The sequence below is a fragment of the Kribbella sp. NPDC050281 genome, from assembly GCF_040655855.1.
In the GTDB taxonomy this organism is placed as follows: domain Bacteria; phylum Actinomycetota; class Actinomycetes; order Propionibacteriales; family Kribbellaceae; genus Kribbella.
On the sequence record NZ_JBFAKS010000029.1, the window covers coordinates 1 to 25,793 of the forward strand.

Genomic DNA, 25,793 nt, shown 5'->3' on the forward strand with positions numbered 1-25,793 from the left:
ACAACCACCCCGAACCCCCGGCGACAACTCAACATCACCGGGGGCAAGACCCCACGCGCCCTTGACACACCCGGCCCACATGGGTGCGGTTTTGTCCTCATCGACGCTCAGCGCTGATCGCCACTTGCCAACGTCCCACGGAGCAGCGACGGAGCAGGACAACGGTCGCGAGCAGCGCCGCAGGGTCAGTGGATGTGGCCGACCCTGTGATCGTTGACTAGCGATACCGCCATCTCCCAGGTGGCCTGGTCCAGGGCTGACGGCTGGAGCTGTGCCTTCACCGCGTACGCATCAAGGATCCGGCGCTCTACGGTTTCGACATCCAGACTTGGCACCTCCCTCGACAGTGACCCGACCGATGCGACCTCGAACGGCAACCCGAGGTGGCGGTAGACATCCGCCAACAGCGGTTGGATCTTCGCGTCGTCACCTATCACGATCAGCGAGCTGAAGAGCCAGGCATCGCGAACGATGCGCTGTCCCGTACCCACCAGCTTCACCAGACCGCGAGCATTGACGCTGTGGGCACCGGGGCAATATTCACCCGGTACCGCCCCCACTCGTGCGTCGATACCCAACTCTCGAAGCACCTCGGCATACATGGCTCCGAAGTCCTTGAAGCGGGTCTCCAGCCCCGCCGACGCCATACCCTCAGACTTGACGTGGTCAACAACCAGGGACGCCGAGGTGTAGGCAACTGGACGGCCGCCCACGGCGCGCACTAGGGGCTCGAAACCGGCCGAGCGGGCAGAACCCACCGCGGCCCGGAAGCCGGGATGGAGCGTATCGCGTCGGCCGAAGACCAGAACCGGCCTCGCCGGCCGGTAGACCCGCAACGCTTCCCTCACCTCGCCGACGGACGCACGCCGCACCAGCGCATGGGCAACCGCCAAGTCCATGGCCTCGTCGCTACCGCCCAGAGCATCGGACACAAGCACGCCGCCATCGTGCCACTCCAGCGTGCCGGTGGACTGTGGAAATCGTCCACAGCCTCCATTGACTTCTAGCGCGAGGACAACTTGTTGCCGAACAGTCCAGGTCAGCTCCTTCTGGAACTACGGGCTCAGTCGGTCGGGCGTCGGGACATGGGGGCTCATCGACTATGTTTCGGTACTGGGCCCGCCGCGCCATGAAGGCATTGATTGCCGACCGATGGCGATGTCCAAGGCCGCGACTCCAAGCAGCCTGGTGGAGTCGAGCAGGGGCAGCGACGAGATGTCCTCGGTGATCAGCAACGGGATCTCCGTGCAGGCCATCGCCACGACATCACAGCCCTGCTTCGCCAGCCCCTCGATCACCTGCCGGCACTCATCGCGGGACGCCTCGGAGATGACGCCGTTCACCAACTCCTCATAGATGATCCGGTCAATGTGTTCGCGCTGATCCGGCAGCGGGACGACGCAGTCCAATCCTCGGTCTGCAAGCGCCCGCCGGTAGATCGGACCATCCATAGTCAATTTCGTGCCTAAGACACCGACAACCTGCCGCCCGTCACGCACCGCTCGATCGGCAACGACGTCAGCGATGTGCAGACCGGGCAATACCAGTTCTGTGCCGGGCTCTTCCAGCGCCAGGTGGGCCGTGTTGCACGGGCAGACGAAGAAGTCCGCCCCGGCACGAGCGAGCCGGTCGACGCTCTGCGCCAGCACCGGCCGGATCGAGGCGTAGTCGTCACGGTCCCAGGCGGGGAGGCTGCGTCCCATCGCGATACAGTCAAGGGTCACATCGGGATGCTGATGCGGTCCGATCACACGGAATCCCTCCTGACAGAAGGTCAGGAAACACAGCGCGGCGCCTTCCGTGGTATGTGCAAGGATGCCCGCGTGAAGAGGTTCCCAAGAGCCAGACGAAACTCTTGTGGCCTGAGCCGTCGGCTCCGGCGATATCAGCTCTCCAGCTCCCATCATCATTGAGCCTCCCAACAGTTGTTCACCGGCACGACGAACCGCACGTTACGTCCGCGCCCGCCACTTGCGTGCTTCAAACTTTGAACTGCACGTTCCCGGCTCACAGTCGACACTTGCGCACATGCACAGGTCAGGTCCCGCGCCCCGTACCGTTCTGGATCACATCGGCAATACCGCGTTGCTACCGCTGCGTCGGCTCGGACCGCGCAACGGATCTCGGATCCTGCTCAAGCTGGAGGACAGCAATCCCACCGGAAGCATCAAGGACCGGATGGCGCTCGCGATGATCGAGGCCGCGGAAGCCGACGGCAGGCTGCAGCCGGACGGCAGGGTAGTCGAGTACACCGGTGGCAGCACAGGAGTCTCGCTGGCTCTGGTCTGCGCCGTCAAGGGATACCACCTCGACATCGTGAGCTCTGACGCTTTCGCCGCCGAGAAGCTCGCCCACATGCGGGCGCTCGGTGCCGACGTACACGTGATCGCCAGCGACCAGGGTCGCATGACGGAAAAACTCACGCGTGACATGATCGAAGCGGCCCGGATCATCACGGCAGACAACGGCGGCTTCTGGACCGATCAGCTGAACAACACCGACCAGCTGCGGGCATACCACACCATGGCAGACGAAACCTGGGCACAGACTCACGGTGAGCTGGACGCATTCGTGCAGATCGTCGGCACCGGGGCCTCGCTGCGGGGCAACGCCGAGCGGCTGCGAAAGTACGACAGTTCGATCGCCGTCGTCGCGATCGAACCAACCGAGTCCGCTGTCCTGTCCGGTCGTCCGACCGGCGCGCACAAGATCGACGGCGTCGGTGCCGGCTTCGTCGTACCTTTGTGGCACGACGAAGTCGCCGACACGATCGAACTGGTGTCGACAGAGGAGGCATCGGCCATGGCGGTGCGGCTCGCACGGGAGGAGGGGCTGTTCGCAGGTACGTCGACCGGAGCCAACGTCCTCGTCGCACTGCGCATGGCAGAACGGCTTGCCCCGAACTCGACGATCGTCACGGTGATGTGTGACACGGGCATGAAATACTTGAGCAAATGAGCGCCTACGCCGCGAAGGCAGACCTGTCTGGTGTCTCGGTCGTAGCACTGGACATTTTCGGCACCACCGTGGACTGGCGCACCAGTGTTGCAGAGCAAGTCGCGCAGATCGCCGGCCGAACAAACGCCAAGGTGTCGCCGGGCCGCTTCACCGACGAGTGGCGAGATCGCTATCTCCCGGCCCTGGAGGCAATCAGCAGCGGCATCCAGCCGTGGCGGAACCTCGACGCGCTGCATCAGGAAGCTCTCGACGACCTTCTCGAGGTCCACGGCGTCGGCGACGACTTCGACGACACAGCCCGCCGAGACCTGGTTTTGGCATGGCACCACCTGGCACCGTGGCCGGATGTCGTGGACGGCTTGGCCCGGCTTCGCCGCCGATTCACTGTCGTGGCTCTGTCCAACGGCGGACTGGCTCTCCTGGTACGCCTGCTCAAGGGCGCCGACCTACTGTTCGACTGCGTCCTGTCGGCCGAGATGTTCCAGTCCTACAAGCCGCAGGAGCATGTCTATCGGGCAGCAGCCGACCTGCTCGCGGTCCGCCCTGAGCAGATGCTGATGGTTGCCGCACACACATGGGACATCGACGGGGCACGGCGAGCAGGACTACGCACTGCCTTCCTTGAACGACCAAAAGAAAAGGGACCGGACCGAACCGCGGACCGCGCAGCCGACACAACGAGTGACCTCGCAGTGAGCAGCCTGACAGAGCTAGCGGACATCCTCAGCTGCTGACCGGCATCTCGACGTACCGCGATCAGCCGAAACCTGCAGGACCTCGGACCCGCAGCTACTTCGCAGCAATGGAACCTGATACGGCGACTCCCACTGAGGCGGACCATGCACAAGAGATTTTTCGTTGCCACATGCAAGGAAATCAGCCGGGTCGCGATCGCGGGGTTCCGAGTCGACGACTCATTGAAGAAGGTGCGGCTGCCGGTCACGGATGGCCGACTGCAGGCGAGCTGGCCTGCACTTGTACAACGTGCGCGTCTGCGCTCAGTCCATGCGCGAGACACGACTGCGCAGGAGCTGCCCTTCTGGTCGGACATCGATGCGGACGCCCAGTGTCGGTAGCCTGGAGCGATGAACGGGTATGGGCAGTTCTGCGCGGTCGCACGAGCACTGGATGTGGTCGGCGAGCGGTGGACCCTGCTGATCGTGCGCGAAATGCTCTCCGGGCCGGTCACGTTCGGCGACATCCGTCGCGGCATCCCCCGCATCCCGCCTGCCACGCTGACCAGCAGATTGCGCTCGCTTCGCACCGCCGGCATTGTCGACATGTCCGACCGGCTCTACCAGCTCACTGAATCCGGGCTAACCCTCGCCCCGGTGGTCCGCGAACTGGCCCGCTGGGCGATGACAACCGAGAGCGCTGCCTTGTCCGATGATGATCTCGATACCGCGGCGCTCACGTGGGACATGCAACGCAGAGTCGACGTCGATGCTCTGCCCGAGCGCACCGTGGTCCTCGCGCTCGAGTTCACCGACCGATCACCGCGCGACCGGTACTTCTGGCTGCATCTGTCCAAGACGAACGTCAACCTGTGTCGAGAGGACACCGGAGCGCCGGTGAGCCTCTGGCTCACGGCGCCGACCGCCGAGGTCACCCGCTGGTGGCTCGGCGATCTGACCTGGTCACAGCTGCAGCAGCGCGCCGGAGTCACGGTGCACGGCGACCGCGCCGTACAACGCCAGGTACAGCACTGGTTTCTTCGGTATGCGTTCAATCGCAGCGCTCTCGCGCCGATCTCTCCTGCTTAGCGGAGGCTAGTTCAAGATTTGAACTGGCTGCTGCACTGCTCTGGCTTGACGATGACTATGTCGGCGCTACTGATTCGTCGATGGACCAGTCGGCCACGTCCAAGCGAGGACGGAGAAGCAGAGCTCGATGAATACCGATCTCCACCTCGCACCCGTTGCACGACCCGGCATCGACGTGTCGCACCTGCACCGATCCACGCAGTACGGCATCTCCGCCGCCAGCCCGCTCCGGCGCCGGCTCCGCTACTCGGCCGAGCTCGCGGATCTTCCGCACGAGCGCTCTCACCGCACCGCCCGCCGAACCCGGGATCGACCCGACGCCAGCGCGTCTGCGCGAAGACCGTCCAACAGCTCCGCCTGTTCCGACAGAACCGAAGTCAAGATCACTCGCGCGACAGCGAGTAGCTCGGCCACGTGCGGGCTTGTCAACGAGTAGTAGACCTGCGAGCCGTCCTTCCGGGTCGTGACCAGGCCAGCTCGACGAAGGACTGCCAACTGCTGCGACAGATTCGAGGCCTCCAGCGGAAGCTCGGGCAGCAACTCACCGACCGCCATCTCCCGCTCGCTCAACAGCTCGAGCACCCGGATCCGGGCGGGATGACCGAGGGTCTTGAAGAACTCCGCCTTCAGCTGGTGCAGCGGTGTGGTCACTAGGCCTCCGCCCTTCCGTCACTACATGTCATGCGCAATGCATGCGATCATGAATTGAAGAATTCTGCAACTCTTGTGTACGGTGGGGGAACAGCTCACGGCCGGACGGAGACCATGGACGCGTTCACCGAGGAACTGCGACAGCGGGTCGTCACTGCCCGGCGGGAACTCCGCACCGCTCAGGACAGCGGAGACCTCGACGCCGAGCGCATCTACTCCGGCGAACTCGACAGTCTCCTCCGGCTGGCCATGGAGAACGGCGTGACCGTTCCGGCTGACCTACCCGGTGAAGAAGTCTGATCAGTCGAGTCCGGCCCAGCGCACGAAAAGAGCGACCGCCTTGCTCTACGAAGTGACCTACACCTCCCGCGAGCCCGACGCGCCCACCCGCACCGTGACCGACGCGGCCGGAGTTACCGAACTCGTCCGCCAGGCAGCGGCCGCAGGCTCGCGGGTTCACGTTCGCCCGCTACCCGATGAGCACTCGGACCCAGCGGCCTCACAGTGAGCCGGCCAGCCAGGACCACGCCACCTCGAACTTGCTCTCCAGCCTGACCCGGACCGCGTCCGCCATGACCTGCTCGAGCCCTTTGCCCACCACCGGAAGCGACGCGGTCACGTGCAGCTCGAAAGCCTGGGTTGTCCCTCGTCCTTCTGGGGTGATCCGCGTCCTGCCGGTCAGCCTCACCGGCGCACCGGCCACCTCGCCGTCGACCTCAGCCTCCCGTGCGCCGTCGACATCCGGCCGGTGCCAGATCTTGTTCTGCGCCAGGATCAGCGAGTGACCGACGAGTCTTCGTGCGACGACCGGCACATCCACGGGCTGCGTCTGCCAGTGGACTCGGACCGCCCGATCGTCACCGGAGTCTCCCACTTCGACGTCGTACGACTGCGCCCTCAGACGCTCGAACACCTGTTCCTGGAAAGTGACGTCGGTGATCATCGCGAACACTTCCTCCGGCGAGGCGTCGTACGACGTGACGAGGGTCAGGTCCATGATCCATGTTTACACCGAGTGCGACCACAAGGCACCGATTCGTTGTGTCGGGCAATGACGCGGTCACCCTCAGACTCGGATCTGGTCGGGCAGGTCGAACCCGAGCTCGTCCACGTGGTCGACGTCATCCCGGGCGAGAAGACGCCGCCGGCGACTCACGGTACCTAGACAGGTGGAACGGTTGCATTCACCGAACAAGTCACGAACCTCCCTGTCGGCGTGATCACTGCCTCCGGGCTCGTCACCGCACCCGCGAAGGCGAGAAGGCTCATCGCGTCGTTCCCGCCGCGCAATGCGCCCGCTTCGAGACCGGGTATCTCGTCGAGCGCGGCGTCGTCGACGCGGCCTGACAGGGGTGGAAGCCGGTGCGGGATTCGATGAGGTGACGGCCCTTCTGGCACGATTGCGCTTATGAAGCGCGTCGTGATCCTCGGCCGTGGCGGCGCAGGGAAGTCAACCCTCGCAACGACCCTGGGCACCGCGACCGGGCTCCCCGTCATCGAACTCGACAAGCACTTCTGGGCACCGGGTTTGGAAGCGACTCCCCCTGATCGTTGGGCCGTCCTTCAAGGCGAACTCGCCCGCGCCGACCAGTGGATCATGGACGGCGACCTCGGACCCTACGATGTCCTCGACGTCCGTCTCCGCAGGGCGGACACCGTCCTCCTGCTCGACTACTCCTTTCCGCGTTGCGCCTGGCAAGCGATGCGCCGCTCGCGGGAACGGGCCGATTTCTGGCTCTGGGTATGGTCATGGCGCCGACGGCACCGACCGCTCCTCATCAACGCGCTCACGACGCACGCCACAGGCGCGAAACTGCACGTGCTTCGGAATCCACGAGCAACGGCACGCTTCATGGCACAGGTCCGAGACAACCACAACGATCGACGACCGTAACGATCCACAGGTCGTGACAATTGCTCGAGCCCGCCTCGCATGCCGCGGTCGACCTGCTGCCGATCGCCGACGAATTCGACGTGCTGCCGGAGGCACGGGTTGTCGAGGGCCTCGGCTTCATCGAGTTGAGCCGGGTGGCGCTGGCAGCTGATTCACGGCTTCTGCAAGTGATCAGACGTGCAGCGAATGATAGATTTTCAGCTGTGGAACGTCGGCGCCGGAGAGATGACGCCCCGGCGGCCGAGTCACAGGTGCGCCGGGTGAGCAGACCTCTGTATCAGGTGAAGGCTGAGTTCTTCAAGACGCTCGGGCATCCCGCGCGCATCCGCGTGCTGGAGCTGCTGAGCGAACGGGATCACTCGGTTGCGGAAATACTGGCCGATGTTGGCATCGAGGCGACCAGTCTGTCCCAGCAGTTGGCCGTGCTGCGCAAATCCGGGTTGGTGGCAACCCGTAAGCAGGGTTCGACGGTGATCTACTCACTCACGAGCCCCGACATCACGGAGCTGCTCAGAGTTGCTCGCACGATCCTTACCGGGATGCTGTCCGGTCAGGTCGAACTGCTGGAGGATCTCCAGGAACCACTGGCCGCACCCCAGCCTGATCGTTGACCTGCGCAACAACTCGACATGAGTACAGGTTGGTACGCCTGGCGCCGTGACTACCAGGACGGGATACCCGGACATGGACAGCCTCCTCTGCTCGTTGCCTGGAGAAACGGTGATGCGCAATTGACAGAGCTCGCTCACCGGTATGCGAGCTCAAGAGCGCGGCGTGATGCGCTGCCTCGCTGTTGGTCAGGCTGTGCTGGTCCGGTGGCGTGTAGTCGGGCGCCTCGATAAATGGGTGCTGGTCCCGATGGTGGCCGCGGTCGGTGTCGGGCATGGTTGGAGGCTAGGCGCAACTGGGGCGAACGGTGCATAACAGATGGCTCCGTTGGCGGCAGCGGCGTCTACTTTCGTTCTTCTTTTGATGCCTTGTAAAGGTTGTGAAGTCTTGAGCTACACGTTCGCCGTTCTCGACGAAGTCAAGCTCGGTCCCGAGGACCTGGTCGCGCTCCGCGCAGCACTTCGTGCTGAGCGCGCGTTCCGGCTGGAGCAACTCGACCACCTCGCCGGCACCTGGCCAATCCTCGCTGATCTGCCTGCCGACCAGCGGGCTCGTGAAGAGGTGCTGACCGCTCTTGCCGCGGCGGCCCAGGTGGTGCTCACCCATGTCGACGCCGCGCTGAGCCGGATGGATGCCGGCGAGTACGGCAGTTGTCGCCTGTGTGACCGGCCCATTCCGCTGGCGTGCCTGCGCATCCTGCCCCACGCGCGGTACTGCGGCCCGTGCCACCAACTCAAGGGGACTGGCTCATGACGCCGTCCCCGCGTACTCCGTTCCCGCGCACGGCAGCGCTGCGGCGGCGCGGCACGTGGTCGGCCAGCCAGCGGTCGTCCGGCGTAGCGATCGACCTCGGCAGCGCCCGCACCAGGGCGTGGATGCCCGACCACGGTTTGATCTTCGACGATCCCACGATCGCCTCGTCGGGCGCTGCCGGTGACAGTCGTCCCGTGCACCGCGGCGTCGTCGTCGACCCGACGGGCGCTGCCCGCGTACTCGAACGCCTTGTCGGCCGCCGAGCCGGCCTCGGCCACTACTCGTTGGTTGTCTTGACCACACCGGTCCTGTGCGCTGATCAGCACGTCAGCGTGGCCCGCGCCGCCCTGGAGGTTCTCGATGCGAGGGTCGTGCTGACCATCGACAGTGTGAAGGCCGCCGCGCTCGGAGCAGGCGCCGGCATGGCCCGACCACTACTGGTGCTGGACATCGGAGCAGGCCTGACGGAGGTGGCTTTGCTGGTCGACGGAGTCGTGATGTGCGCGCAGCGATTGGACGTGGGAACATCCGATCTTGGCGCGACCACGACCGTTGCCGAGCTCGTGGAGTCGATCGTCACGGTCGTCACGGACCTCCTGCGCCTTGACTGCGCTGCGATGGTTGTCGACGCATTGGACCGTGGGCCACTCCTCACCGGAGGCGGCGCGCTCCGCCCGGAGATCACCTACCGGCTTGCCAAACAGTTGGGGGCGCCAGTGCGTCCTGCTCCCGCACCACAGTCCGCCGCCGTCCGCGGCGCGGGTCTGGCTTTGGGTGCCGCCGACCACCACCCCTCGATCCGTACCGAACAATCTGTCCGAAGTCACCACCCGTAGATCCGTTGCATGACCTGATGCCGCGGCGCTTGCTGCGGCCCCGGGTAGGCGATGAGGATCGGGGCGTTGTCGGGACCACGGCCCTCGACGATGGTGAACCCGTCGAGGGTTGACCGCGTCACCCGGCGGCTGTCGCGTCAGAACCCGTTCGCAGCGCTCCAGTTCTCTCTCGCTCGGCGCGGTCCAGATGAGGTACTGAACCCCGATGTGGCCCAGGCCGCGCGGGGCCCTGGGGCCCCGTCTGCGCAGATACAACTGAAAGCCGTCAGCGCAAGCCAGTAGCGCGGCATCTAGTTCTTGGACCGCGATGGTCCATGCGAGCAGTTCCGCGTAGAAGGCAACCGACCGGTCCACGTCGGACACGAACATCACGGCGGAGGTCAGGCTCAAGCTCGCTGGCTGTTGCGCTGTGGTCGGGGTGTCGTGCCCGGCGAGGGAGACAGGTTCAGCCGCGGCGGGTGTGGCTGCGTCGTCGAGAGGCACCCGGAGAACCCTTCACGCTGGTCTGGCCACGTGTCTGCGGGGCTGCCGCGAGGTGGGTCAGCTTCGCCAGTACATCTTCGTATGCCTTGTCGAAGCCGGCGATGCCATTGTCTTCCAGGGTGCGGCCTACAGCAGTCATGTCGATTCCGGCCGCCGCCAGTCGCACCATCACTTCGACTGCTTCCGGCAGTCCGGTGTCCACGGTGCAAACCATCGTGCCGTGGTCCTCGAAGGCAGCGATGGTTGCTTCGGGCAAGGTAGTGACCGTGTCGGGGCCGATGAGTTCCTCGACGTAGCGGGTGTCATTGTCCGTAGGGTTCTTGGTGGATGTCGACGCCCACAACGGCCGCTGGACATCCGCACCCATCCTGGCGAGCCGGTGCCAGCGGGCTGTGGAGAACTCATTGGTGAAGAACCGGTAGGCCAGTTTGGCCTGCGCGACTGCGGCGTGGCCGCGCAGGGCCAGCGCCTCGTCGGTCCCGAGCGCCTCAAGTCGCCGGTCGACTTCGGTGTCGACCCGGCTGACGAAGAACGACGCGACACTGCTGACAGTCGAGGGATCACCGCCGTTCGCGGTGAACTTCTCCAGCCCCGACAGATAGGCCTCGATGACCTCCGCGTAGCGAGACAGGGAGAACAGCAGAGTTACGTTGATGCTGCTGCCTTCAGCGGTCAGCGTTTCGATGGCGGTGACGCCTTCTGCGGTTGCCGGAATCTTCACGAGCAGATTCGGTTGAGCGATACGCCGACGCAGCCAGCGCGCGGCCACTATCGTGCCCGGAGCGTCGTGAGCCAGCGCTGGAGACACCTCCACAGACACGAATCCGTCGACGCAGTCACCGCGATCGAACACTGGACGAAGGACTGTCAGGGCCTGGCTGGCGTCAGAGATGACCATCTCCCAGTAGGCCTCCTCCACCGACCTGCCGACATCGATCAGCTCCGAGAACTGTTCGTCGTAGTCATGGGAGCCGATGATGCTTCTGGCGAAGATCGTCGGGTTCGCGGTGACGCCGCGAACCCCGTTGGAGACCATGCGCTCCAGGGTGCCGTCACGCAAGGAAGCACGGGTGAGGTTGTCCAGCCAGGGGCTCTGCCCGAAGTGGCGGTAGAGATGTTGAAGCTTGGTCATCGCGTTCCCGATTTCCCTGGCATCCGCCAGACGCAGCTGTCGAGTTGTGGTTGTTCACTTGTCCGTGTCGTGGAGCAAGTCGTCCCAGTCGATGCGGGCGCGACCTGCCGCGCCGTCTCCCAGCACGAACCTGGCGGGATCTCCCGCCGCTCTCGGTCCCGAGGCCAGCCACGCTGCCATGCCGTGGGCGCTGCGGCGCTCGATCTCGTCCAGATATGCTCGGCGCTCGTCGACGATCCGCAACCGTTGCATCGGCGACCTGGCTCGTTGCAGAGCCGAAAAGCTGGCCCGCCAGGCCACGCAGAGGGCTTCGTCGCTCAGGACACCCGGCGCGACCGGAGGGATGGATGCCTGGTCTGGTTCAGTCTCCAGGATCGGCGCCGTCACGGACCCTAGCGAGCGGTCGGCACGATCCGGCCGGACAGGCCGAGGCGACGGGCTGGCGAGGTGGCCATGTTCTCTGAGCCAGCGAACGCAGTAGCGAATCGCGTAAGGCGATCCCCCAACTGCGATGACCAGCAGGAGCACCGCTGTCGCAGCGCCTACCAGGGTGCCCAGGCCGATGAGGGAGACTGTGCCACCCGCGGCGAGGGCAGTGCTGGTGGACACGATCCGTCGTCGATCCCGTGGGAGCCGGGAGGGACCGTCGGGATCTGCCAACGCGACCATGGCCACGACTGCGCCCGTGAGGGCCGCGAGGACGAGCAGCACAATGACGTTCGTGAGTGACCAACTAAGGGCCGTGACCGCACCCAGTGCGCCCAGCACTGCGCAGAAGAGCACCCAGACGACCCGATAGGCTCTCATGGCCTGCTCCCCTGCCCCCTGGTGTGGGGCGCGTCGAGGCGAGTTACGACTGATTGGTCCACGACAAACCTCCTTGCGGCGGCGGGCGGATCCCGAAAGAACGGCCCGTGACTCGGTCATACACACGAGCCGCAGTCCGCCGGGGTCCGGCTCTGGTTGAGCCGAAGTCCGGGTCTTGCTCGTGCAGTAACGACTGTGCCGCCGTGTGACGATGACGGGTACGGCAACGATCGGCGAACCTGTGACCGCCCGGATGGCCGACGCCCGGCAACGATGGCCCCTTGAGACGCAGCCCGGGTCAGGTCAGGCCTGGGCCTCTGCGCCGGAGGGAAGGTCCCGGGCAGGCCATTCGAGCAGGCGTGCGCCCAGCACGGCGATGTGCAGCGTGAACCGCTGCGCTGGGTCGCCGGGGTCGTGTCCAGTCAGGGTCTTGACCTTGTCCAGCCGATAGGTGACGGTGCGGACCGACATGTTCAGGCGCCGGGCCGCCTCCGTGGCGACCTCACCGGTCGCGAAGTACGCCTCAAGGGTCTGAAGAAGAGGTTCGGCACCGCCGCGGGCGTGCGTCAGCGGGCCTAGCACAGCCTGGATGAGATCGATGATGGCGGCCTGGTCGCGAATCAGAACCCGGTAGACGAGCATGTCGCGGGCATCGACCACGGGCGTGTCGAGTTGCAGCCGCTCAGCGAGCATCAATGCCTCGCGCGCCTCCTCGTAGGAACGGGCGATGCCGTAGGAGCCGGGATAGGAGCGGCCGGCAGCGACACGCCAGGTACGGCCGCGCCGGTGCCGGACCAACGCATCGTGGACGAGGTCCCCGACCTCTTTGATGGTCGTGCGGGGGGCCTGGGTGGGGGCGGTTGCGGGGAGCAGCATCACCAACATGCCTTCTTTGGTGGCTACAAGCACCTCGCGGTCCCCGAACTGGTCGAGGATGAACCGTTCCAGCATGCTCGCTGTCGTGTCGCCGTCGGGCAGCCCGTCCGCGGGGGCGGCCAGGACCACCTGGTGGGGCCGGCCGAGATCGAGCCCGAACGGTTCGGCACGCTCGACCATCCGGGAGACGTCGGCGTCGCCACGGAGCAGATCGTCGATCAACTCGCGGCGCAGCGCCTCCTCTTGTCTGATCAGCTGCTTGGTCGCGACCTGATAGCTGTCCACGAGGACGGCGATCGCTTCACCGACGGCCCGCAGTACCGCCTGGGCCGAAGCGCGGACCGTGTCGCGGTCGCGATACGGCACGACGTCGGGCAGGTCCCGCCACATCCGCCACGCCGCGGACAGGTACAGATCGACCACTCGTCCCGCTGGGATGCCCTGCTCTGCTGCGCGACGCCCGAGTTCACGCACGATCGCCAGCTCGTGTTCCCGCGGACCCCGCCCGGAGATGGCAGCATCCGCGAGCAGGGTGAGGTACTCGACGAGCAGCTCCAGCGGCGCCTGCGCGTCGCCGGCGGCCGCCTGCGCGATTGCCGTCAACCAGGCCTCGTCGGCGCTGTTCGGGGCACTGTCGCTCAGTCCTGGTAGCCCGCCGTAGTCGCTCATCTCACTCCCCTCCGGGTGAGATACCGCCGCGGCTGTGCGGCGCTGTCCAATTACAGCATCGTTGCCGGGCGTCGGCCATCAGTGCGGCCTGAGGTTCGCCGATCGTCGCAGTACCTGTCCCGGCAGCGGAACGGCACAGTCGAAAGGGCAGGGCATCCACAGTCGAAGCGAAGCGGAGCGGCGACATGACGAACGCAACTGGCGCCGGCCGCCGACCGGTCCTCGTCGGTGTCGACGGCTCGATATCCGCCCAAGCCGCGCTCGCCTGGGCCGCCACAGAGGCGTCTTCGAGGCACCGCCCGCTGCGCATCGTTCATGCCTTCAGCTGGCCGATGACCAGCAACGCACTGGGCATGGCCTTCGTCGGTGATGCCGACCTCGACCTCCAGGCTGCCGCCGAGTGGATCCTCAACGAAGCAGCGGCCCATGCGCGAGAAGTTGCCCCCGACACCAAAGTCTCCACAGACCTGTTCGTCGGTCCCGCTGCGCCAACGCTACTGAGCGAGGCGCAGGATGCCGACTTGGTGGTCGTGGGCAGTCGTGGCGTCGGCGGCTTCCGCGGCCTGCTGGTGGGGTCGGTGAGCGCCACCGTGGCCGCACATGCCCCGTGTCCGGTAGTCGTCGTCCACCCCCACCGAGACGGTACGGCGTTCCCCGCCTCGGCGACCGGGCGGATCGTGGTCGGCGTCGACGGCTCGGAGATCTCGTCAGAGGCGATCCGGTTCGCCTGTCAGCAGGCGGCACGCCGCCACATCGGTATCACCGCCGTGCACGCCGCGATGACGACTCGGCAACACCCGTCGCTCCGTGTTCCCGCAGAGATCGTCGACCAGATCGACTGGCAACTACTCGCCGAAGCGATGGAGAGCAAGCGCGTGCTCTTCCCGGGCATCGAGGTACGGACGAAGCTTGTGCACGGTCACCCGGCCCAGGCGTTGATCGATTCGTCGGCGGGTGCCGAACTGATCGTCGTCGGCTCGCGCGGCCGCGGAGGCTTCGCCGGGATGTTGCTGGGATCGATCAGTCAGGCGGTACTGCAGCACGCTGTCTGTCCCGTCGCCGTGGTCCGTCCGCATCGAACGCCGTCCGCCACGTCCTCATCGGCCGGCCGGCTCCGCTTTGCAGGCACGTCACCGGACGAGCTCTCGAACCTGAAGGAGCAGTCATGACACCGACCCCGCAAGGCCTGCCAGAAAGCCTTGGGTTGCACAGCCAACTGCTCGACCTGGACCCGTCAGAGACCCAGGAGTGGCTGGAATCGATCGATCAGGTGGTCGACCATGCCGGGCAGAACAGGGCGAGGTACCTGCTACTCAGCATCCTGCAGCGAGCCCGCGACCGCCGGGTCGGTGTCGCCAACCTGCGCAGTACCGACTACCTCAACACGATCGCACCCGATGCCGAGCCGACATTCCCTGGCGATGAGCACGTCGAGCGACGGATCCGGGCTTACAACCGCTGGAACGCCGCGGTCATGGTTCACCGTGCGCAGCGCCCGGGCATCGGTGTCGGCGGCCACATCTCGACGTACGCCTCGGCCGCGGCGCTGTTCGAGGTCGGCTTCAACCATTTCTTCCGTGGCCACGACGCACCCGGCGGCGGCGACCAGATCTACTTCCAAGGCCACGCCTCACCAGGCATCTACGCGCGCGCGTTTCTGGAAGGCCGCCTGACCAGCGATCAGCTCGACGGCTTCCGGCAGGAACTCTCCCACGCCGGACAGGGCGGTGGGTTGCCGTCGTACCCGCACCCGCGGCTGATGCCCGACTTCTGGGAGTTCCCCACGGTCTCGATGGGTTTGGGCCCGATCAACGCGATCTACCAGGCCCGCTTCAACCGCTACCTGCACAACCGTGGCCTCAAGGACACCAGCGACCAGAGGGTCTGGGCCTTCCTTGGCGACGGTGAGATGGACGAACCCGAGTCGCTCGGCGCGATCGGCGTGGCGGCCCGTGAAGAACTCGACAACTTGACCTTCGTCGTCAACTGCAACCTTCAGCGTCTCGACGGCCCGGTCCGCGGCAACGGCAAGATCATCCAGGAACTCGAGTCGTACTTCCGCGGCGCCGGCTGGAACGTCATCAAGGTGGTCTGGGGACGGGAATGGGACCCGCTGCTGGCCGCCGACACCGACGGCGCGCTGCTCAACCTGATGAACACCACACCCGACGGCGACTTCCAGACCTATAAGGCCGAATCCGGTGCATTCGTCCGCGAGCACTTCTTCGGCCGCGACCCCCGCACCGCTGCCATGGTCGAGCATCTGTCCGACGCCGAGATCTGGAACCTCAAACGCGGCGGACACGACTATCGCAAGCTGTACGCCGCCTACCGGGCCGCGACTGAACACACCGGCCAACCGACCGTGATCCTGGCCAAGACCATCAAGGGATGGACCCTGGGCTCCCACTTCGAGGGCCGCAACTCGACCCACCAGATGAAGAAGCTCACCATCGACGATCTCAAAGCCTTCCGCGACCGCCTGTTTCTGGACATCCCCGACACCGCCCTCGACGCAGTCAAGCCGCCCTACTATCGGCCACCGAAAGGCTCGCCAGAGCTGGAATACCTGCACGAGCGGCGGCACGTCCTCGGCGGCTACCTGCCCGCCCGCAGGGTTGCCGGGAAACCGCTCTCGCTGCCACGAGAAGCGGCGTATGCGATCGCCAGTCGCGGCTCAGGTCGGCAGGAGGTCGCCACCACGATGGCGTTCGTCCGGCTGCTCAAGGAATTGATGAAAGACCCGGAGATCGGTCACCGGTTCGTCCCGATCATCCCCGACGAGGCCCGCACCTTCGGCCTGGATTCCCTGTTCCCGTCCAAGAAGATCTACTCCCCCCACGGACAGGCCTACCTGTCGGTGGACCGCGAGCAGATGCTGAGCTATCAGGAGGACACCCGAGGTGTGCTCCTCCACGAGGGCATCACCGAGGCCGGGTCCGCCGCATCCTGGACAGCTGCGGGTACGTCGTACGCCACGCACGGCGAGCCGATGATCCCGCTCTACATCTTCTACTCGATGTTCGGGTTCCAGCGCACCGGCGACCAACTCTGGGCCGCGGCCGACCAGCTGACCCGAGGTTTCCTGCTGGGTGCCACTGCCGGCCGCACCACCCTCAACGGTGAGGGCCTGCAGCATCAGGACGGCCATTCGTTGCTGCTGGCATCTACCAACCCTGCCTGTGTCGCCTACGACGCAGCCTACGCGTTCGAGCTCGGCCACATCACCGCCGATGCCCTTCGCCGCATGTACGGCGAAGCGCGCCCCGGCGAAGACCACAACGTCTTCTACTACCTCACCCTCTACAACGAGCCGATCACGCAGCCGGCCGAGCCCGCCGACGTCGACATCGACGGCATCCTCGCCGGAAGGCACTGCTACTCCCCCGCCACGGATGGCGACGGCCCGAAGGCGCAGATCCTTGCCTCCGGCATCGCGATGCCTTGGGCAATGGAAGCACAACGCCTCCTGAAAACCGACTGGAGCGTCCAGGCCGATGTGTGGTCCGTGACGTCCTGGACCCAGCTACGCCGCGACGCACTCGCCGCCGACGAATGGAGCCAGTCTCACCCCGACCAGCCGCCCCGAATTCCCTATGTCACGAGGCGGCTGGAGGAAACCGCAGGCCCCGTCCTGGCGGTCTCGGACTGGATCCGCGCGGTACCCGACCAGATCGCTCCGTTCGTCCGTAGGCCCTGGACGTCGCTGGGCACCGACGGATTCGGCCACTCCGACACCCGCGCCGCCCTGCGCCGCCACTTCGGAATCGACGCGCAATCCATCGTCGTCCGGGTTCTGCAGCAGCTCGTCAGAGTGGGCGACGTCGATGACTCGGCACCGCGGCAGGCAAGGACGATCTACGGCCTGGCCGACGAACTCCAGGACCAACGCCGCGACACGCGGCGATGACACCCCAACAATGACGCCCTGTGCTCGATCACGGGACCCGATTCTTCCAGGAGGAACCATGCGTGTCTTTGTAGCCGGTGCAACCGGCGCCATCGGCCGCCAACTGCTGCCCTTACTCAGCTCAACGGGCCACGAGACCATCGGGTTGGCAGGCTCGTACGGCGCCGCCGTCGAGGTCGAGCTGCTCGGAGGTGAGGTTGCCATGGCCGACGCGCTGGACGCCGGCGCGCTGAGTCTGGCAGTCAAGGACTCCGCACCTGACGCCGTGGTTCATCTGCTCACCGCGATCCCGGGCAAGATCAGTCCGAGACGGATGAGCCGCGACGTCGCGTGGACCAACCGGCTGCGGACAGAAGGCACCCGCAACCTGCTGTACGCCGCCGAACTGGCCGGCGCCAAGCACATCATCACCGAAGGCTTCGCCGGCATCTATGAGCCGAACAAGTGGATCCCGGCCACCGAGGTCGCGCCGTTATGGCGAAATCCACCCAGGCAATTCGCCCCGATGTTCGCCGCCCTTCGGTCGCTTGAAGAGCGCACCAGGCAGGCAGATGGGCTGGTACTGCGGGTGGGGGAACTCTACGGCCCTGGCACGATCTATAGCGCCCGTGGATCATTCGTCTGCGAGGTACGGGCTGGGAAGATGCCGATCATCGGGACCGGCGACGGCATCTTCTCCTTCACCCACGTCCACGACGCGGCGACGGCGATCGTCGCTGCGCTGAACAGCGACGCTCGCGGCGTGCTCAACATCGTCGACGACGAGCCGGCACCGGTGCGCGAGTGGCTGCCCATCCTCGCCGAATTGCTAGGCGCTCCCCCACCGAAGCAAATGCCCGTGGCTCTTGCCAAATTGGTCGGCGGTGGCCCAGGGATGGCTCTCATGAACCATCGGCGCGGAGCCGACAACACTCTCGCCCGGCGCACCCTCGACTGGGCACCGAAGTACAGCTCATGGCGTCAGGGATTCGCGGCAGAACTGCCCCACGCCGCCCATCCCTGATCCGAGCGGCGACCTCGCGCGCGCTTCGCCGCCTGTACACAAGTCGCCGGAAACCATTGGCCTGACCAACGTTCCAACGTGTGCGCGTGTTGCCGATCATCGGCAACCAGAGGGCCTTAAGTCAGCCGACGTTGCGGGGTGCTAGTCCCTGGCAGTCAGACAACTATGGAAGTACATCGACGCTCTAGAAGGAGCAGATTATGAGCACTGATGGGCGCACCGCCCGCACACCAAGCCGGGAGACACTGTCGGACCCGGCGTACCAGGCCTTCCTGGTCCTGCGAACCGTCTTCACGGTGGCACCGATCGTGTTCGGCCTGGACAAGTCGCCAACCTCCTCACCGACTGGCCCGCCTACCTGGCCCCCTGGATCAACGACATCGGCGTCATCGAAATCGTCGCCGGCATCGCAGTCGCCCTGATCCCCCGCTACGGCGCACTGCTCGTCGCCGCCTGGCTTACCGGCATCATCATCAACCTGCTCACACTCTCAGGCTTCTACGACGTCGCCCTACGCGACTTCGGCCTCCTCATCGCAGCCCTCGCACTAGCCCGCCTCGCCACCAAATACACGCCACCACGACACGGCTCCTGACGAGACGAGCGACGAGTTCATACCCCCTTCGCAGTGAAGAGGAGCCGACCAACTGACCGCCGCCCTGCGGCGGGCAACCGGCCGGCGAGCAATCCGCCCCCGACCTGGCCCTCCGGTGGCATGATCCCCGGTTCTGGGAAGGCGGGGCAACAAGGTGTCGACAGCCTGCCCGTCGGCCGTTCGAGACCGCGGGCGATGTCTTAACGGAGAAGAAATGATCATCGTTTACCTACTATTCGCAGCGTTGGTCGTCGGCCTGGTCGGATCGGCGGCATGCATCCGCGTGGTCAAGCAGTTCGAGCGCGGCGTCCTCTACCGGTTCGGCCGGGTGCGCCCGACGATCCGGCCGCCTGGTCTGGCCTTCCTGCTGCCGATCGCCGACCGGCTGCAGAAGGTCAACATGCAGATCATCACGATGCCCGTCCCCGCACAGGACGGCATTACCCGCGACAACGTGACGGTCCGCGTCGACGCAGTCGTGTACTTCAATGTGATCGACCCGGTCCGCGCAGCCGTCGACGTCGAGGACTACATCTCGGCCATTGGCCAGGTCGCGCAGACATCTCTGCGCTCGATCATCGGTAAGAGCGACCTGGACGACCTGCTGTCCAACCGGGAACGCCTCAACCAAGGGATGGAGTTGATGATCGACAGCCCGGCGCTCGACTGGGGCGTCCACATCGAACGGGTCGAGATCAAGGACGTCGCTCTACCGGAGACGATGAAGCGGTCGATGTCGCGCCAGGCCGAGGCCGAACGGGAACGCCGAGCACGCATCATCACCGCCGACGGCGAACTCCAGGCCTCGGAGAAGCTGGGCCAGGCCGCCGAGGTGATGACAGAACACCCAGCCGCCCTGCAATTGCGCCTGCTCCAGACCGTCGTCGAGGTCGCCGCCGAAAAGAACTCCACCCTGGTGCTGCCGTTCCCGGTCGAGCTGCTCCGGTTTCTAGAACGATCGACACCACCGGAGCCCGCCAAGGCAACCGGTACCGATCAAGCGACGCAGACCACAGCACCCGCCGCGAGGAACGGCTCGCCGGCGACTGACATCCCACCGATCCGCGAGATCGAGCAGTCCCAGCGAACCAGCGGGCCGGTCTCATCCGACTCATTGACGGCATCCCCAGCGGCGACGGCCAAGCCGCCGGCCCTGCCCGTCCCCGAAACGGCCGGGTTGGCACAACCTCAGTGCGGCGGACTCCCCGCCGGATGTGCCGACCCGGCATGGCAACCATGAGGACGCGAGATCGGCGTCCAGTTGGTGGTCGGCCGGATCGTCCGGCACGTTCCTGCCGGTAAAGGAAAGGAAGCGCGACATGGCAACCGTCTCGTTCAAGGGAGCCACCCGGGTGTATCCGGGCTCCGACACCCCGGCCGTCGACGGGCTGGACCTGGACATCGCCGACGGCGAGTTCATGGTGCCACGTGAGGTTCGAGGTGATCGAGGGTCGTCCGCAGGGCGGTGTCGCTGAGCACGGTGCCGGTCGCGGACTGGTCGCCGAAGTTGAGCATGGCGTCGGTGCGGGCGCTGAGGTCGGCCAGGTCGGACGGGGTCTCGCCGGGATCGACGATGGTGACGACCTCGGCCAGCCGCAGTTCCTGCAGAGCAGTCGGGGCGTCGTCCAGGCGGGGCTGAAGCCCGGCCACCTCGAGCTGGGTGAGTGGGACCATCATGGTCGGCTCATCTCGTCCTGCGATGACCGTGTCCGTTGCGGCAACACGGCGGCGACAACCGTTGCGATGTCTTGGTCACGGCGCTGGGCGGCGACCGCGGTCAGATCGGCAGCGCGGCTGAGGCCGGCCTGGGTCAGCCGTCCGGCCTCGGCGCGGGCGGCGGACAGGATCGCGGCCGTCCGTTGCCGCGCCACCTCCGCGGCCTGCGCCTCAGCCTCGGCGATGAGGTGATCCGCCTGCACTTGAGCTAGTGCCACCTCATCGCCGGCTTGGTCCGCCGCGGCCAGCCGGGCGGCGATCGAGTTCTCCAGCTCCCGTACCAACTCGTGCGGCGTCGGACGGTCTGCTGTTTCGCTGTCGTCGTGCGTGCGGCTCATGCGGCGCTCCACGTGGGGTTGGGCTCGTTGCCGGCCGCGTCGCGGGATGCCCGGCGGGTGCGGGCTCGCCTGAGCCGGGCGTGCTCCTCACGCTCACGCTCATCGAGCGTCAGCGCGATCCGGCGCGCCTCGTCGTGCAGTTGCGGAAGGACAATGTTGTCCAAGGCATTGACCTGCTTGGTGGTCCGCGCGATCTCCGTGGCCAGCCGTCGTACGCTCAACTCCACCGCACACAGATCCAGCAGCCACTCGAGTTGCTCCTCGTAGGCCAGTGCGACGGTATCGAGGTGGGCAGAGACCAGGGCAGGTGCCCAGCCGCGGGTGGCTGAGTTGCGGCGGACAGGGTCATGGCGCAGGTCGAACACATGGATCCCAGCCACGGTCCGAGAGCGCAGGTCCACACCGATCCCGGTCGCGGCGGCGAGCGGTCGAAGGCCTCGTGCCGGCGATCGTCAAGCGCCTGGAGCGTCCGCGCATTTATGTCGTAACACGATATACTCGACTCAAGGCCGGGTTCTCCCGGTGAGACGCTGAGGACGTGATCACATGCAGTCCGACACGATGCACGACGAACAGGTGGCAGAGCCACTGACGAAGGCGGACTTCGAGGCGTTAGCTCGTTTCCGTTTCGGCATCCGCCGGTACCTGCGCTTCAGCGAGCAGGCCGTCCGCGATCACGGCCTGACCCCTCAGCAGTACCAGTTGATGCTGGCGTTGAAGGGTTTTCCCGGCCGCGAGTGGGCGAGCGTGAGCGAACTGGCCGATCGTCTTCAACTGCGTCATCACAGCGTTGGTGAACTCGTGAACCGTGCCCAGGCGCAAGACCTGGTGACCAAGGCACCCCATCCGACGGACGCCAGGGCTGTCCGGGTCGAAATGACGCGGCACGGCGAGCGAGCGTTGGCACGGCTGAGTGCACTCCACCGCGACGAGCTTCGACGCATGGGCACAGCCCTCGCAGTGCCGGAGTGGAGCGACACCACGGGCGGTGCCGCGTGACACGCCACACTGTGCGGGTCCGCAGGATCTACGATCAGCCCGTGGCCGACGACGGCATCCGGGTCCTGGTCGATCGCGTGTGGCCCCGCGGTATCCGCAAGGAGACGGCCGCCATCGACGAGTGGGACAAAGACGTCGCACCGTCCACAGAACTTCGCAAGTGGTATGGCCATGTCCCCGAGAGGTTCGAGCAGTTCGCGGCACGCTATCGCGACGAGCTGGCAACACAGGCCGGGCGGACCGCGCTGGACCACCTGCGCACGCTCACAAAACGCGACGCCCTGACCTTGGTGACGGCGACCAGGGACGTGGACCACAGCCAGGCGGCGGTCCTGACCCGGTTGCTGAGCGAGCCACGCTGACCCCTTCGCTGACCGGCCAATCGACGGGGCCGGTGGCGCCGGCAAGCTACTGACCGGGGCGCTTCCTGATCTGCAGGCCTGGACGACGACGATGGATGGTCAGGTAGGACAGGCCGCGATTGCCGGCCGTGATGTTGCGGGTCGAGCCACGGGGCAGCCAGACAACGTTGCCGTCGGCAAGAGCCTGCTCTCCGTCGGGTGTTCCGGCGGTGCCACCGCCTGCAACGACGACAAGTACCACGTCGAGATCCGGCTCGGTGTGGGTGTCCACGCGCCGCCCAGCCGGGAGATGGATGAGATTCGCGTCGAGCTGGCGACCCGGCTCGGCGAGCGTCCACCGGGCACCAGACGGTACAGGCGAGTCATCGACGAGTTCGTGCACGTCGAGCAGCACCCGCACCGTCGGCCGCTCAGGCAGGACGTCAGCTGAGTCATTCGTCGACTCCTCAGGCATCAGCGGCGACCCGGCCGATCCGGACTCGCCATTCCTCAGGCCCGGCCTGCAGATAGTCCCAACTGAAGGCGCCAGGGTGAATGGCTTCGAACTCCCGGCGCAACGGCTTCGGGTCGTGGCTGTTGACCAGAATGAACGCCTCCCCCGGCTCCAGCCGGGCGTACCGGGCGAGAACGCGTGGGTGACGTCCGCCGCGCGCGATTCGCCGTACGTCGATGACCGTCGGCTGTTCGACCTGCTCCCCAGCCAGGTAGGCCTGCAGGTCTGCGGCCAGCGACGACGGATCCACCCCGGGCAGGCCGGCAAGTGCGGGGAGCAACACCGACTCCTCGATCTGGAGGTGGGTGTCCAGGGTCGCGGTGATCATCGCGCCGAGCCTCGCCGCATCGACCAGGCCAGCGGCTGCCAGTTCGTCGATCTGAGCGTTGAGTGCTGCGGCTCCGACTCGGAGAGCCTCGACCAGAAGCCGAGTCTCATCGTCCTGGGAGGCGGCCGCATAGAGATCCCGATCCGCAGTAGCCAGGTATCGACGCACTTCATGGAGGCAGAAGTCCACCAACTCCGCAGACCGTGGCTCGGCGCCCTGGGCAATTGGCTGTGCTGAGGTCAGCTCCGCCAGACCGGTCAGCAGTCGCTCGTGGGCCTCCTGGACGGCACCTCGAGCGATGACGTCCGGGTCGGTCTCGGTCGCCTGGATGAAGATCTCCGAAGCCGGCATCGTGCCACTCTCCTCACATCGCTGTTTTCAATGATTATTACATGTGATATTTGTAGTAATTACAAGCGTCTGATGAGGGAGGCTGATGTGACGTACGTGATCGCGTTGCCGTGCGTCGATCTGAAGGACCGCGCCTGCGTCGAGGAGTGCCCGGTCGACTGCATCTACGAAGGAGGGCGCTCCCTCTACATCCATCCCGAGGAGTGCATCGACTGCGGTGCCTGTGAACCGGTGTGCCCGGTCGAGGCCATCTTCTACGAGGACGACCTGCCCGAGCAGTGGAAGGATTACCAGGCCGCGAACGCCGGGTTCTTCGAGGACCTCGGCGCCCCCGGCGGAGCCTTCAAGATAGGCGCCATCGACCATGACCATCCACTCATCGCGGCGCTGCCGCCGCAGGAGCAGGCAAGCTGACCTCCATGACCAGGACTGACCAAACGGCCGACGACCAGCCACGCCGACAGGCACTGCTCGAAGCCCTGCGAGCCTCCGACGCTCCGCTGGGTGTCACCGAGCTCGCCGAACGGCTCGGCATCCACCCCAACACGGTCCGCTTCCACCTCGACGCACTCGTGACGCAAGGACTGGTCGATCGCAGGCTCGAGGAACCGACCGGCCGTGGCCGGCCTCGGACCGTGCACACGCCACATCCCGGGATGGACCGTGGAGGCCGTCGTCAGTACCACCTGCTGGCCAAGATCCTCCTCGGCCAACTGTCCACGAGTTCCGATGCAGGGTCCGCAGCCGAGGCCGCGGGCCGCAACTGGGGCAGCTATCTCGTCGAGCACGTTCCCCCATCCCATCAGCCCGACGTCGCCGAGGCCACCCAGCGGTTGAGCGCGATGATGACCGACCTGGGATTCGCCCCGGAAGCCGACGGCGACGCAGCCGAACGCATCAGACTGCGTCACTGCCCCTTCCTGGAGCTCGCGGAAGAGTACTCGTCCACCTTGTGTCCGCTGCATCTCGGCCTGATGCAAGGTGCCCTCACCGAGATCCGCGCACCGATCACGGCAACCAGCCTCGAGCCGTTCGCCGAACCCGACGCGTGCATCGTTCACCTCTCCCCCAGCCGGGGCCTCGGCGTGGGCACCCGCCCGCGCCCACGCCGCGACAGGAGCACCTGATGCACCTCACCAGGATCGGCACCACGCCCCGGCGCCGGGCACCCATCCCCGGAGGTCCGACGATGGAGGTTCTCGTCGCCGCCGAGACCTCCGACAACATCGCCATGGTCCAGGTTTGGATCCCGCCCGGTGGCGGCCTGCCCGAACATGACCACGGACCGTCCGAGATCGTTCTGATCCACCTGTCAGGCTCGATCGACCTGCGGCAAGGCGACCAGCGACACAGTCTCGCCCCCGGCGCCATCGCGCACATCGCCACTGGGGAACGAGTCAGCCTGACCAACCCAGGAACCGAACCTGCCGTCATGATGATCGTTGCCTCACCACCTGAATTCGTCGCGCGAATCGCCGCCTGGCCAACTGCCTAGGGCCATTGGCCTCCCCGTGGACCACGACCTGGCCACGGCCACGCGATCGCGCTCGCAGCATCACTGGATCCACGAGGAGCAACGTTGAACGCCGCACCAGCCGCCGTAGCAACCGCCGCCGTCTTCATTTGGCTCGGCATGGTGTTCGCGATCTCGTTCCTGGAGGCACCACTCAAATTCCGCGCCCCCGGGGTCGACATTCCGATCGGCCTCGGCATCGGCCGCATCGTCTTCCGCGCGCTGAACCATGTCGAGATCGCCTTGGCACTGGTGACGCTGGCAGCGATCGTCATAGGGCGGCCGACCGGGGCCATAGCGACTCTCACCGCGGTGATCCTGGTCATCCTCGCCGGACAACTCATCATCATCCGGCCTCAACTCAACCGGCGCACCGACCGCGTCCTCGCCGGTCAGTACCCACCCCGATCAACCATGCACCTCTACTACGTCGGTCTTGAGGCGGCCAAGGTGCTCACATTGACGGCGCTGGGAATCTGCCTCCTCGTGGCGCAGTGACTCCCACTTGATGCGACACACCACCCGTGACCACAGCCGTTACCCAAGGCGGGCTTCAGAGCAATACGGCCCTGGGGTTGGGCATCGGTAGCAGCCAATGCCGGCATCTTGATCACGGGGGGTCTGGTTCGGCTGACGGGTTCGGGGGCTGCCCATGCGGGCCGGAAGCCCGGCCACGTCTCGCGCCCAATCCGCCATTGCGTTCATGGGCCCGCGAAGGCCCTAGATATCTGCACCTGTGCTGGCTTCTGACCGA

At 66.0% G+C, this 25,793-nt stretch carries 31 protein-coding genes; 18 read left to right on the forward strand and 13 right to left on the reverse strand.

Annotated features, from left to right (window positions below; genetic code table 11):
• Positions 1 to 185 precede the first annotated feature (185 nt).
• Both AB0I34_RS27940 and AB0I34_RS27945 read right to left on the reverse strand, forming a co-directional pair.
• Positions 186 to 938: a lipoate--protein ligase gene (locus AB0I34_RS27940; RefSeq protein ID WP_360450546.1), complete on the reverse strand. Its 753-nt coding sequence runs from the start codon at positions 936 to 938 to the stop codon at positions 186 to 188.
• Positions 939 to 1,100: 162 nt separating this feature from the next.
• Positions 1,101 to 1,751, reverse strand: a complete 651-nt coding sequence (locus AB0I34_RS27945) for an amino acid racemase (RefSeq protein WP_360450549.1) — start codon at positions 1,749 to 1,751, stop codon at positions 1,101 to 1,103.
• A gap of 277 nt (positions 1,752 to 2,028) precedes the next feature.
• Between AB0I34_RS27945 and AB0I34_RS27950 the strand changes: the two genes are divergently transcribed.
• The 3 genes from AB0I34_RS27950 to AB0I34_RS27960 all read left to right on the forward strand — a co-directional run bounded on the left by AB0I34_RS27950 (position 2,029) and on the right by AB0I34_RS27960 (position 4,721).
• A complete protein-coding gene (locus AB0I34_RS27950) occupies positions 2,029 to 2,958 on the forward strand; it encodes a cysteine synthase family protein (protein WP_360450551.1) in 930 nt (309 codons plus the stop codon).
• Entirely contained in the window at positions 2,955 to 3,692 is a 738-nt protein-coding gene (locus AB0I34_RS27955; RefSeq protein WP_360450554.1) for a haloacid dehalogenase type II, read from the forward strand. Before AB0I34_RS27950 ends, AB0I34_RS27955 begins: the two co-directional genes overlap by 4 nt.
• Positions 3,693 to 4,043: 351 nt before the next feature.
• Positions 4,044 to 4,721, forward strand: coding sequence for a helix-turn-helix domain-containing protein (locus AB0I34_RS27960; RefSeq protein ID WP_360450557.1), 678 nt, complete (start codon positions 4,044 to 4,046; stop codon positions 4,719 to 4,721).
• 282 nt (positions 4,722 to 5,003) lie between these two features.
• Here the strand turns inward: AB0I34_RS27960 and AB0I34_RS27965 are convergent, their stop codons facing one another.
• Complete coding sequence (locus AB0I34_RS27965; RefSeq protein ID WP_360450560.1) at positions 5,004 to 5,372, reverse strand: metalloregulator ArsR/SmtB family transcription factor; 369 nt, start codon at positions 5,370 to 5,372, stop codon at positions 5,004 to 5,006.
• 114 nt (positions 5,373 to 5,486) lie between these two features.
• On the opposite strand from AB0I34_RS27965, the gene AB0I34_RS27970 reads away from it, so the two are divergent.
• A complete protein-coding gene (locus AB0I34_RS27970) occupies positions 5,487 to 5,672 on the forward strand; it encodes a hypothetical protein (RefSeq protein WP_360450562.1) in 186 nt (61 codons plus the stop codon).
• Between the two features lie 199 nt (positions 5,673 to 5,871).
• Here AB0I34_RS27970 and AB0I34_RS27975 read toward each other — a convergent pair whose 3' ends face one another.
• On the reverse strand, positions 5,872 to 6,369 hold the full coding sequence (locus AB0I34_RS27975) for a DUF2505 domain-containing protein (protein WP_360450565.1): 498 nt from the start codon (positions 6,367 to 6,369) through the stop codon (positions 5,872 to 5,874).
• A 411-nt stretch (positions 6,370 to 6,780) separates the two neighbouring features.
• Between AB0I34_RS27975 and AB0I34_RS27980 the strand changes: the two genes are divergently transcribed.
• The 4 genes from AB0I34_RS27980 to AB0I34_RS27995 all read left to right on the forward strand — a co-directional run bounded on the left by AB0I34_RS27980 (position 6,781) and on the right by AB0I34_RS27995 (position 9,464).
• Positions 6,781 to 7,266 carry a hypothetical protein gene (locus AB0I34_RS27980; protein WP_360450567.1) on the forward strand — a complete coding sequence of 162 codons (486 nt, stop codon included), beginning with the start codon at positions 6,781 to 6,783 and terminating at the stop codon, positions 7,264 to 7,266.
• A gap of 20 nt (positions 7,267 to 7,286) precedes the next feature.
• Positions 7,287 to 7,877: a metalloregulator ArsR/SmtB family transcription factor gene (locus tag AB0I34_RS27985; RefSeq protein WP_360450570.1), complete on the forward strand. Its 591-nt coding sequence runs from the start codon at positions 7,287 to 7,289 to the stop codon at positions 7,875 to 7,877.
• Positions 7,878 to 8,262: 385 nt separating this feature from the next.
• Entirely contained in the window at positions 8,263 to 8,628 is a 366-nt protein-coding gene (locus AB0I34_RS27990) for a molecular chaperone DnaK (protein ID WP_360450573.1), read from the forward strand.
• On the forward strand, positions 8,625 to 9,464 hold the full coding sequence (locus tag AB0I34_RS27995) for a rod shape-determining protein (RefSeq protein WP_360450575.1): 840 nt from the start codon (positions 8,625 to 8,627) through the stop codon (positions 9,462 to 9,464). Before AB0I34_RS27990 ends, AB0I34_RS27995 begins: the two co-directional genes overlap by 4 nt.
• On the opposite strand, the gene AB0I34_RS28000 is transcribed toward AB0I34_RS27995, so the two are convergent.
• The 4 genes from AB0I34_RS28000 to AB0I34_RS28015 all read right to left on the reverse strand — a co-directional run bounded on the left by AB0I34_RS28000 (position 9,452) and on the right by AB0I34_RS28015 (position 13,431).
• Positions 9,452 to 9,586 (reverse strand): hypothetical protein, encoded by a 135-nt coding sequence (locus AB0I34_RS28000; RefSeq protein WP_360450578.1) that lies wholly within the window; start codon positions 9,584 to 9,586, stop codon positions 9,452 to 9,454. The two genes, AB0I34_RS27995 and AB0I34_RS28000, sit on opposite strands and share 13 nt — an antisense overlap.
• A 323-nt stretch (positions 9,587 to 9,909) precedes the next feature.
• A complete protein-coding gene (gene tal, locus AB0I34_RS28005; RefSeq protein ID WP_360450580.1) occupies positions 9,910 to 11,079 on the reverse strand; it encodes a transaldolase in 1,170 nt (389 codons plus the stop codon).
• A gap of 54 nt (positions 11,080 to 11,133) precedes the next feature.
• Positions 11,134 to 11,886: a hypothetical protein gene (locus tag AB0I34_RS28010; protein WP_360450583.1), complete on the reverse strand. Its 753-nt coding sequence runs from the start codon at positions 11,884 to 11,886 to the stop codon at positions 11,134 to 11,136.
• A 303-nt stretch (positions 11,887 to 12,189) separates the two neighbouring features.
• Positions 12,190 to 13,431, reverse strand: a complete 1,242-nt coding sequence (locus AB0I34_RS28015; protein ID WP_360450586.1) for a helix-turn-helix domain-containing protein — start codon at positions 13,429 to 13,431, stop codon at positions 12,190 to 12,192.
• A gap of 185 nt (positions 13,432 to 13,616) precedes the next feature.
• Between AB0I34_RS28015 and AB0I34_RS28020 the strand changes: the two genes are divergently transcribed.
• The 4 genes from AB0I34_RS28020 to AB0I34_RS28035 all read left to right on the forward strand — a co-directional run bounded on the left by AB0I34_RS28020 (position 13,617) and on the right by AB0I34_RS28035 (position 20,179).
• Positions 13,617 to 14,600: a universal stress protein gene (locus AB0I34_RS28020; protein WP_360450589.1), complete on the forward strand. Its 984-nt coding sequence runs from the start codon at positions 13,617 to 13,619 to the stop codon at positions 14,598 to 14,600.
• On the forward strand, positions 14,597 to 17,341 hold the full coding sequence (aceE, locus tag AB0I34_RS28025; RefSeq protein WP_360450592.1) for a pyruvate dehydrogenase (acetyl-transferring), homodimeric type: 2,745 nt from the start codon (positions 14,597 to 14,599) through the stop codon (positions 17,339 to 17,341). Before AB0I34_RS28020 ends, aceE begins: the two co-directional genes overlap by 4 nt.
• A 58-nt stretch (positions 17,342 to 17,399) precedes the next feature.
• Positions 17,400 to 18,344: an NAD(P)-dependent oxidoreductase gene (locus AB0I34_RS28030; RefSeq protein ID WP_360450595.1), complete on the forward strand. Its 945-nt coding sequence runs from the start codon at positions 17,400 to 17,402 to the stop codon at positions 18,342 to 18,344.
• Between the two features lie 809 nt (positions 18,345 to 19,153).
• Positions 19,154 to 20,179 carry a slipin family protein gene (locus AB0I34_RS28035; protein WP_360450598.1) on the forward strand — a complete coding sequence of 342 codons (1,026 nt, stop codon included), beginning with the start codon at positions 19,154 to 19,156 and terminating at the stop codon, positions 20,177 to 20,179.
• A gap of 176 nt (positions 20,180 to 20,355) precedes the next feature.
• Here AB0I34_RS28035 and AB0I34_RS28040 read toward each other — a convergent pair whose 3' ends face one another.
• Genes AB0I34_RS28040 through AB0I34_RS28050 form a run of 3 tightly spaced genes read right to left on the reverse strand, consistent with a single transcriptional unit; the run spans position 20,356 to position 21,394 of the window.
• Complete coding sequence (locus tag AB0I34_RS28040; RefSeq protein ID WP_360450601.1) at positions 20,356 to 20,616, reverse strand: hypothetical protein; 261 nt, start codon at positions 20,614 to 20,616, stop codon at positions 20,356 to 20,358.
• The gene (locus tag AB0I34_RS28045) at positions 20,613 to 20,993 is read right to left on the reverse strand and encodes a hypothetical protein (RefSeq protein ID WP_360450604.1); all 381 of its coding nucleotides are present in this window, start codon (positions 20,991 to 20,993) and stop codon (positions 20,613 to 20,615) included. Before AB0I34_RS28045 ends, AB0I34_RS28040 begins: the two co-directional genes overlap by 4 nt.
• The gene (locus tag AB0I34_RS28050; protein WP_360450607.1) at positions 20,990 to 21,394 is read right to left on the reverse strand and encodes a V-type ATP synthase subunit D; all 405 of its coding nucleotides are present in this window, start codon (positions 21,392 to 21,394) and stop codon (positions 20,990 to 20,992) included. The genes AB0I34_RS28045 and AB0I34_RS28050 overlap by 4 nt, the downstream gene beginning before the upstream one ends.
• A 160-nt stretch (positions 21,395 to 21,554) precedes the next feature.
• Here AB0I34_RS28050 and AB0I34_RS28055 point away from each other — a divergent pair, with 160 nt between their 5' ends.
• Both AB0I34_RS28055 and AB0I34_RS28060 read left to right on the forward strand, forming a co-directional pair.
• Positions 21,555 to 21,992, forward strand: coding sequence for a MarR family winged helix-turn-helix transcriptional regulator (locus tag AB0I34_RS28055; protein ID WP_360450610.1), 438 nt, complete (start codon positions 21,555 to 21,557; stop codon positions 21,990 to 21,992).
• 11 nt (positions 21,993 to 22,003) lie between these two features.
• Positions 22,004 to 22,354 carry a DUF488 family protein gene (locus tag AB0I34_RS28060; protein WP_360450868.1) on the forward strand — a complete coding sequence of 117 codons (351 nt, stop codon included), beginning with the start codon at positions 22,004 to 22,006 and terminating at the stop codon, positions 22,352 to 22,354.
• 46 nt (positions 22,355 to 22,400) lie between these two features.
• Here AB0I34_RS28060 and AB0I34_RS28065 read toward each other — a convergent pair whose 3' ends face one another.
• Both AB0I34_RS28065 and AB0I34_RS28070 read right to left on the reverse strand, forming a co-directional pair.
• Entirely contained in the window at positions 22,401 to 22,748 is a 348-nt protein-coding gene (locus AB0I34_RS28065) for a hypothetical protein (RefSeq protein ID WP_360450613.1), read from the reverse strand.
• A 52-nt stretch (positions 22,749 to 22,800) separates the two neighbouring features.
• Positions 22,801 to 23,526, reverse strand: coding sequence for a DUF2249 domain-containing protein (locus tag AB0I34_RS28070; protein WP_360450616.1), 726 nt, complete (start codon positions 23,524 to 23,526; stop codon positions 22,801 to 22,803).
• Positions 23,527 to 23,613: 87 nt separating this feature from the next.
• On the opposite strand from AB0I34_RS28070, the gene fdxA reads away from it, so the two are divergent.
• The 4 genes from fdxA (at position 23,614) to AB0I34_RS28090 (ending at position 25,537) form a co-directional block, all read left to right on the forward strand.
• The gene (gene fdxA / locus AB0I34_RS28075) at positions 23,614 to 23,940 is read left to right on the forward strand and encodes a ferredoxin (RefSeq protein WP_360450871.1); all 327 of its coding nucleotides are present in this window, start codon (positions 23,614 to 23,616) and stop codon (positions 23,938 to 23,940) included.
• 5 nt (positions 23,941 to 23,945) lie between these two features.
• Entirely contained in the window at positions 23,946 to 24,653 is a 708-nt protein-coding gene (locus AB0I34_RS28080; RefSeq protein ID WP_360450619.1) for a helix-turn-helix domain-containing protein, read from the forward strand.
• Positions 24,653 to 25,021, forward strand: coding sequence for a cupin domain-containing protein (locus tag AB0I34_RS28085; RefSeq protein WP_360450622.1), 369 nt, complete (start codon positions 24,653 to 24,655; stop codon positions 25,019 to 25,021). Before AB0I34_RS28080 ends, AB0I34_RS28085 begins: the two co-directional genes overlap by 1 nt.
• A gap of 84 nt (positions 25,022 to 25,105) precedes the next feature.
• Positions 25,106 to 25,537: a hypothetical protein gene (locus AB0I34_RS28090; protein ID WP_360450624.1), complete on the forward strand. Its 432-nt coding sequence runs from the start codon at positions 25,106 to 25,108 to the stop codon at positions 25,535 to 25,537.
• Positions 25,538 to 25,793 lie beyond the last annotated feature (256 nt).

Coding starts and splice junctions, on each gene's coding strand:
- AB0I34_RS28080 (WP_360450619.1), top strand. CDS start 23,946: ATGACCAGGACTGACCAAACGGCCGACGACCAGCCACGCCGACAGGCA.
- AB0I34_RS28035 (WP_360450598.1), top strand. CDS start 19,154: ATGATCATCGTTTACCTACTATTCGCAGCGTTGGTCGTCGGCCTGGTC.
- AB0I34_RS27970 (WP_360450562.1), top strand. CDS start 5,487: ATGGACGCGTTCACCGAGGAACTGCGACAGCGGGTCGTCACTGCCCGG.
- AB0I34_RS27980 (WP_360450567.1), top strand. CDS start 6,781: ATGAAGCGCGTCGTGATCCTCGGCCGTGGCGGCGCAGGGAAGTCAACC.
- aceE (WP_360450592.1), top strand. CDS start 14,597: ATGACACCGACCCCGCAAGGCCTGCCAGAAAGCCTTGGGTTGCACAGC.
- AB0I34_RS27975 (WP_360450565.1), bottom strand. CDS start 6,369: ATGGACCTGACCCTCGTCACGTCGTACGACGCCTCGCCGGAGGAAGTG.
- tal (WP_360450580.1), bottom strand. CDS start 11,079: ATGACCAAGCTTCAACATCTCTACCGCCACTTCGGGCAGAGCCCCTGG.
- AB0I34_RS28045 (WP_360450604.1), bottom strand. CDS start 20,993: ATGAGCCGCACGCACGACGACAGCGAAACAGCAGACCGTCCGACGCCG.
- AB0I34_RS28055 (WP_360450610.1), top strand. CDS start 21,555: ATGCACGACGAACAGGTGGCAGAGCCACTGACGAAGGCGGACTTCGAG.
- AB0I34_RS28085 (WP_360450622.1), top strand. CDS start 24,653: ATGCACCTCACCAGGATCGGCACCACGCCCCGGCGCCGGGCACCCATC.
- AB0I34_RS27960 (WP_360450557.1), top strand. CDS start 4,044: ATGAACGGGTATGGGCAGTTCTGCGCGGTCGCACGAGCACTGGATGTG.
- AB0I34_RS27955 (WP_360450554.1), top strand. CDS start 2,955: ATGAGCGCCTACGCCGCGAAGGCAGACCTGTCTGGTGTCTCGGTCGTA.
- AB0I34_RS28015 (WP_360450586.1), bottom strand. CDS start 13,431: ATGAGCGACTACGGCGGGCTACCAGGACTGAGCGACAGTGCCCCGAAC.
- AB0I34_RS28020 (WP_360450589.1), top strand. CDS start 13,617: ATGACGAACGCAACTGGCGCCGGCCGCCGACCGGTCCTCGTCGGTGTC.
- AB0I34_RS28070 (WP_360450616.1), bottom strand. CDS start 23,526: ATGCCGGCTTCGGAGATCTTCATCCAGGCGACCGAGACCGACCCGGAC.
- AB0I34_RS27950 (WP_360450551.1), top strand. CDS start 2,029: ATGCACAGGTCAGGTCCCGCGCCCCGTACCGTTCTGGATCACATCGGC.
- AB0I34_RS28010 (WP_360450583.1), bottom strand. CDS start 11,886: ATGAGAGCCTATCGGGTCGTCTGGGTGCTCTTCTGCGCAGTGCTGGGC.
- AB0I34_RS27995 (WP_360450575.1), top strand. CDS start 8,625: ATGACGCCGTCCCCGCGTACTCCGTTCCCGCGCACGGCAGCGCTGCGG.
- AB0I34_RS28030 (WP_360450595.1), top strand. CDS start 17,400: ATGCGTGTCTTTGTAGCCGGTGCAACCGGCGCCATCGGCCGCCAACTG.
- AB0I34_RS28040 (WP_360450601.1), bottom strand. CDS start 20,616: ATGATGGTCCCACTCACCCAGCTCGAGGTGGCCGGGCTTCAGCCCCGC.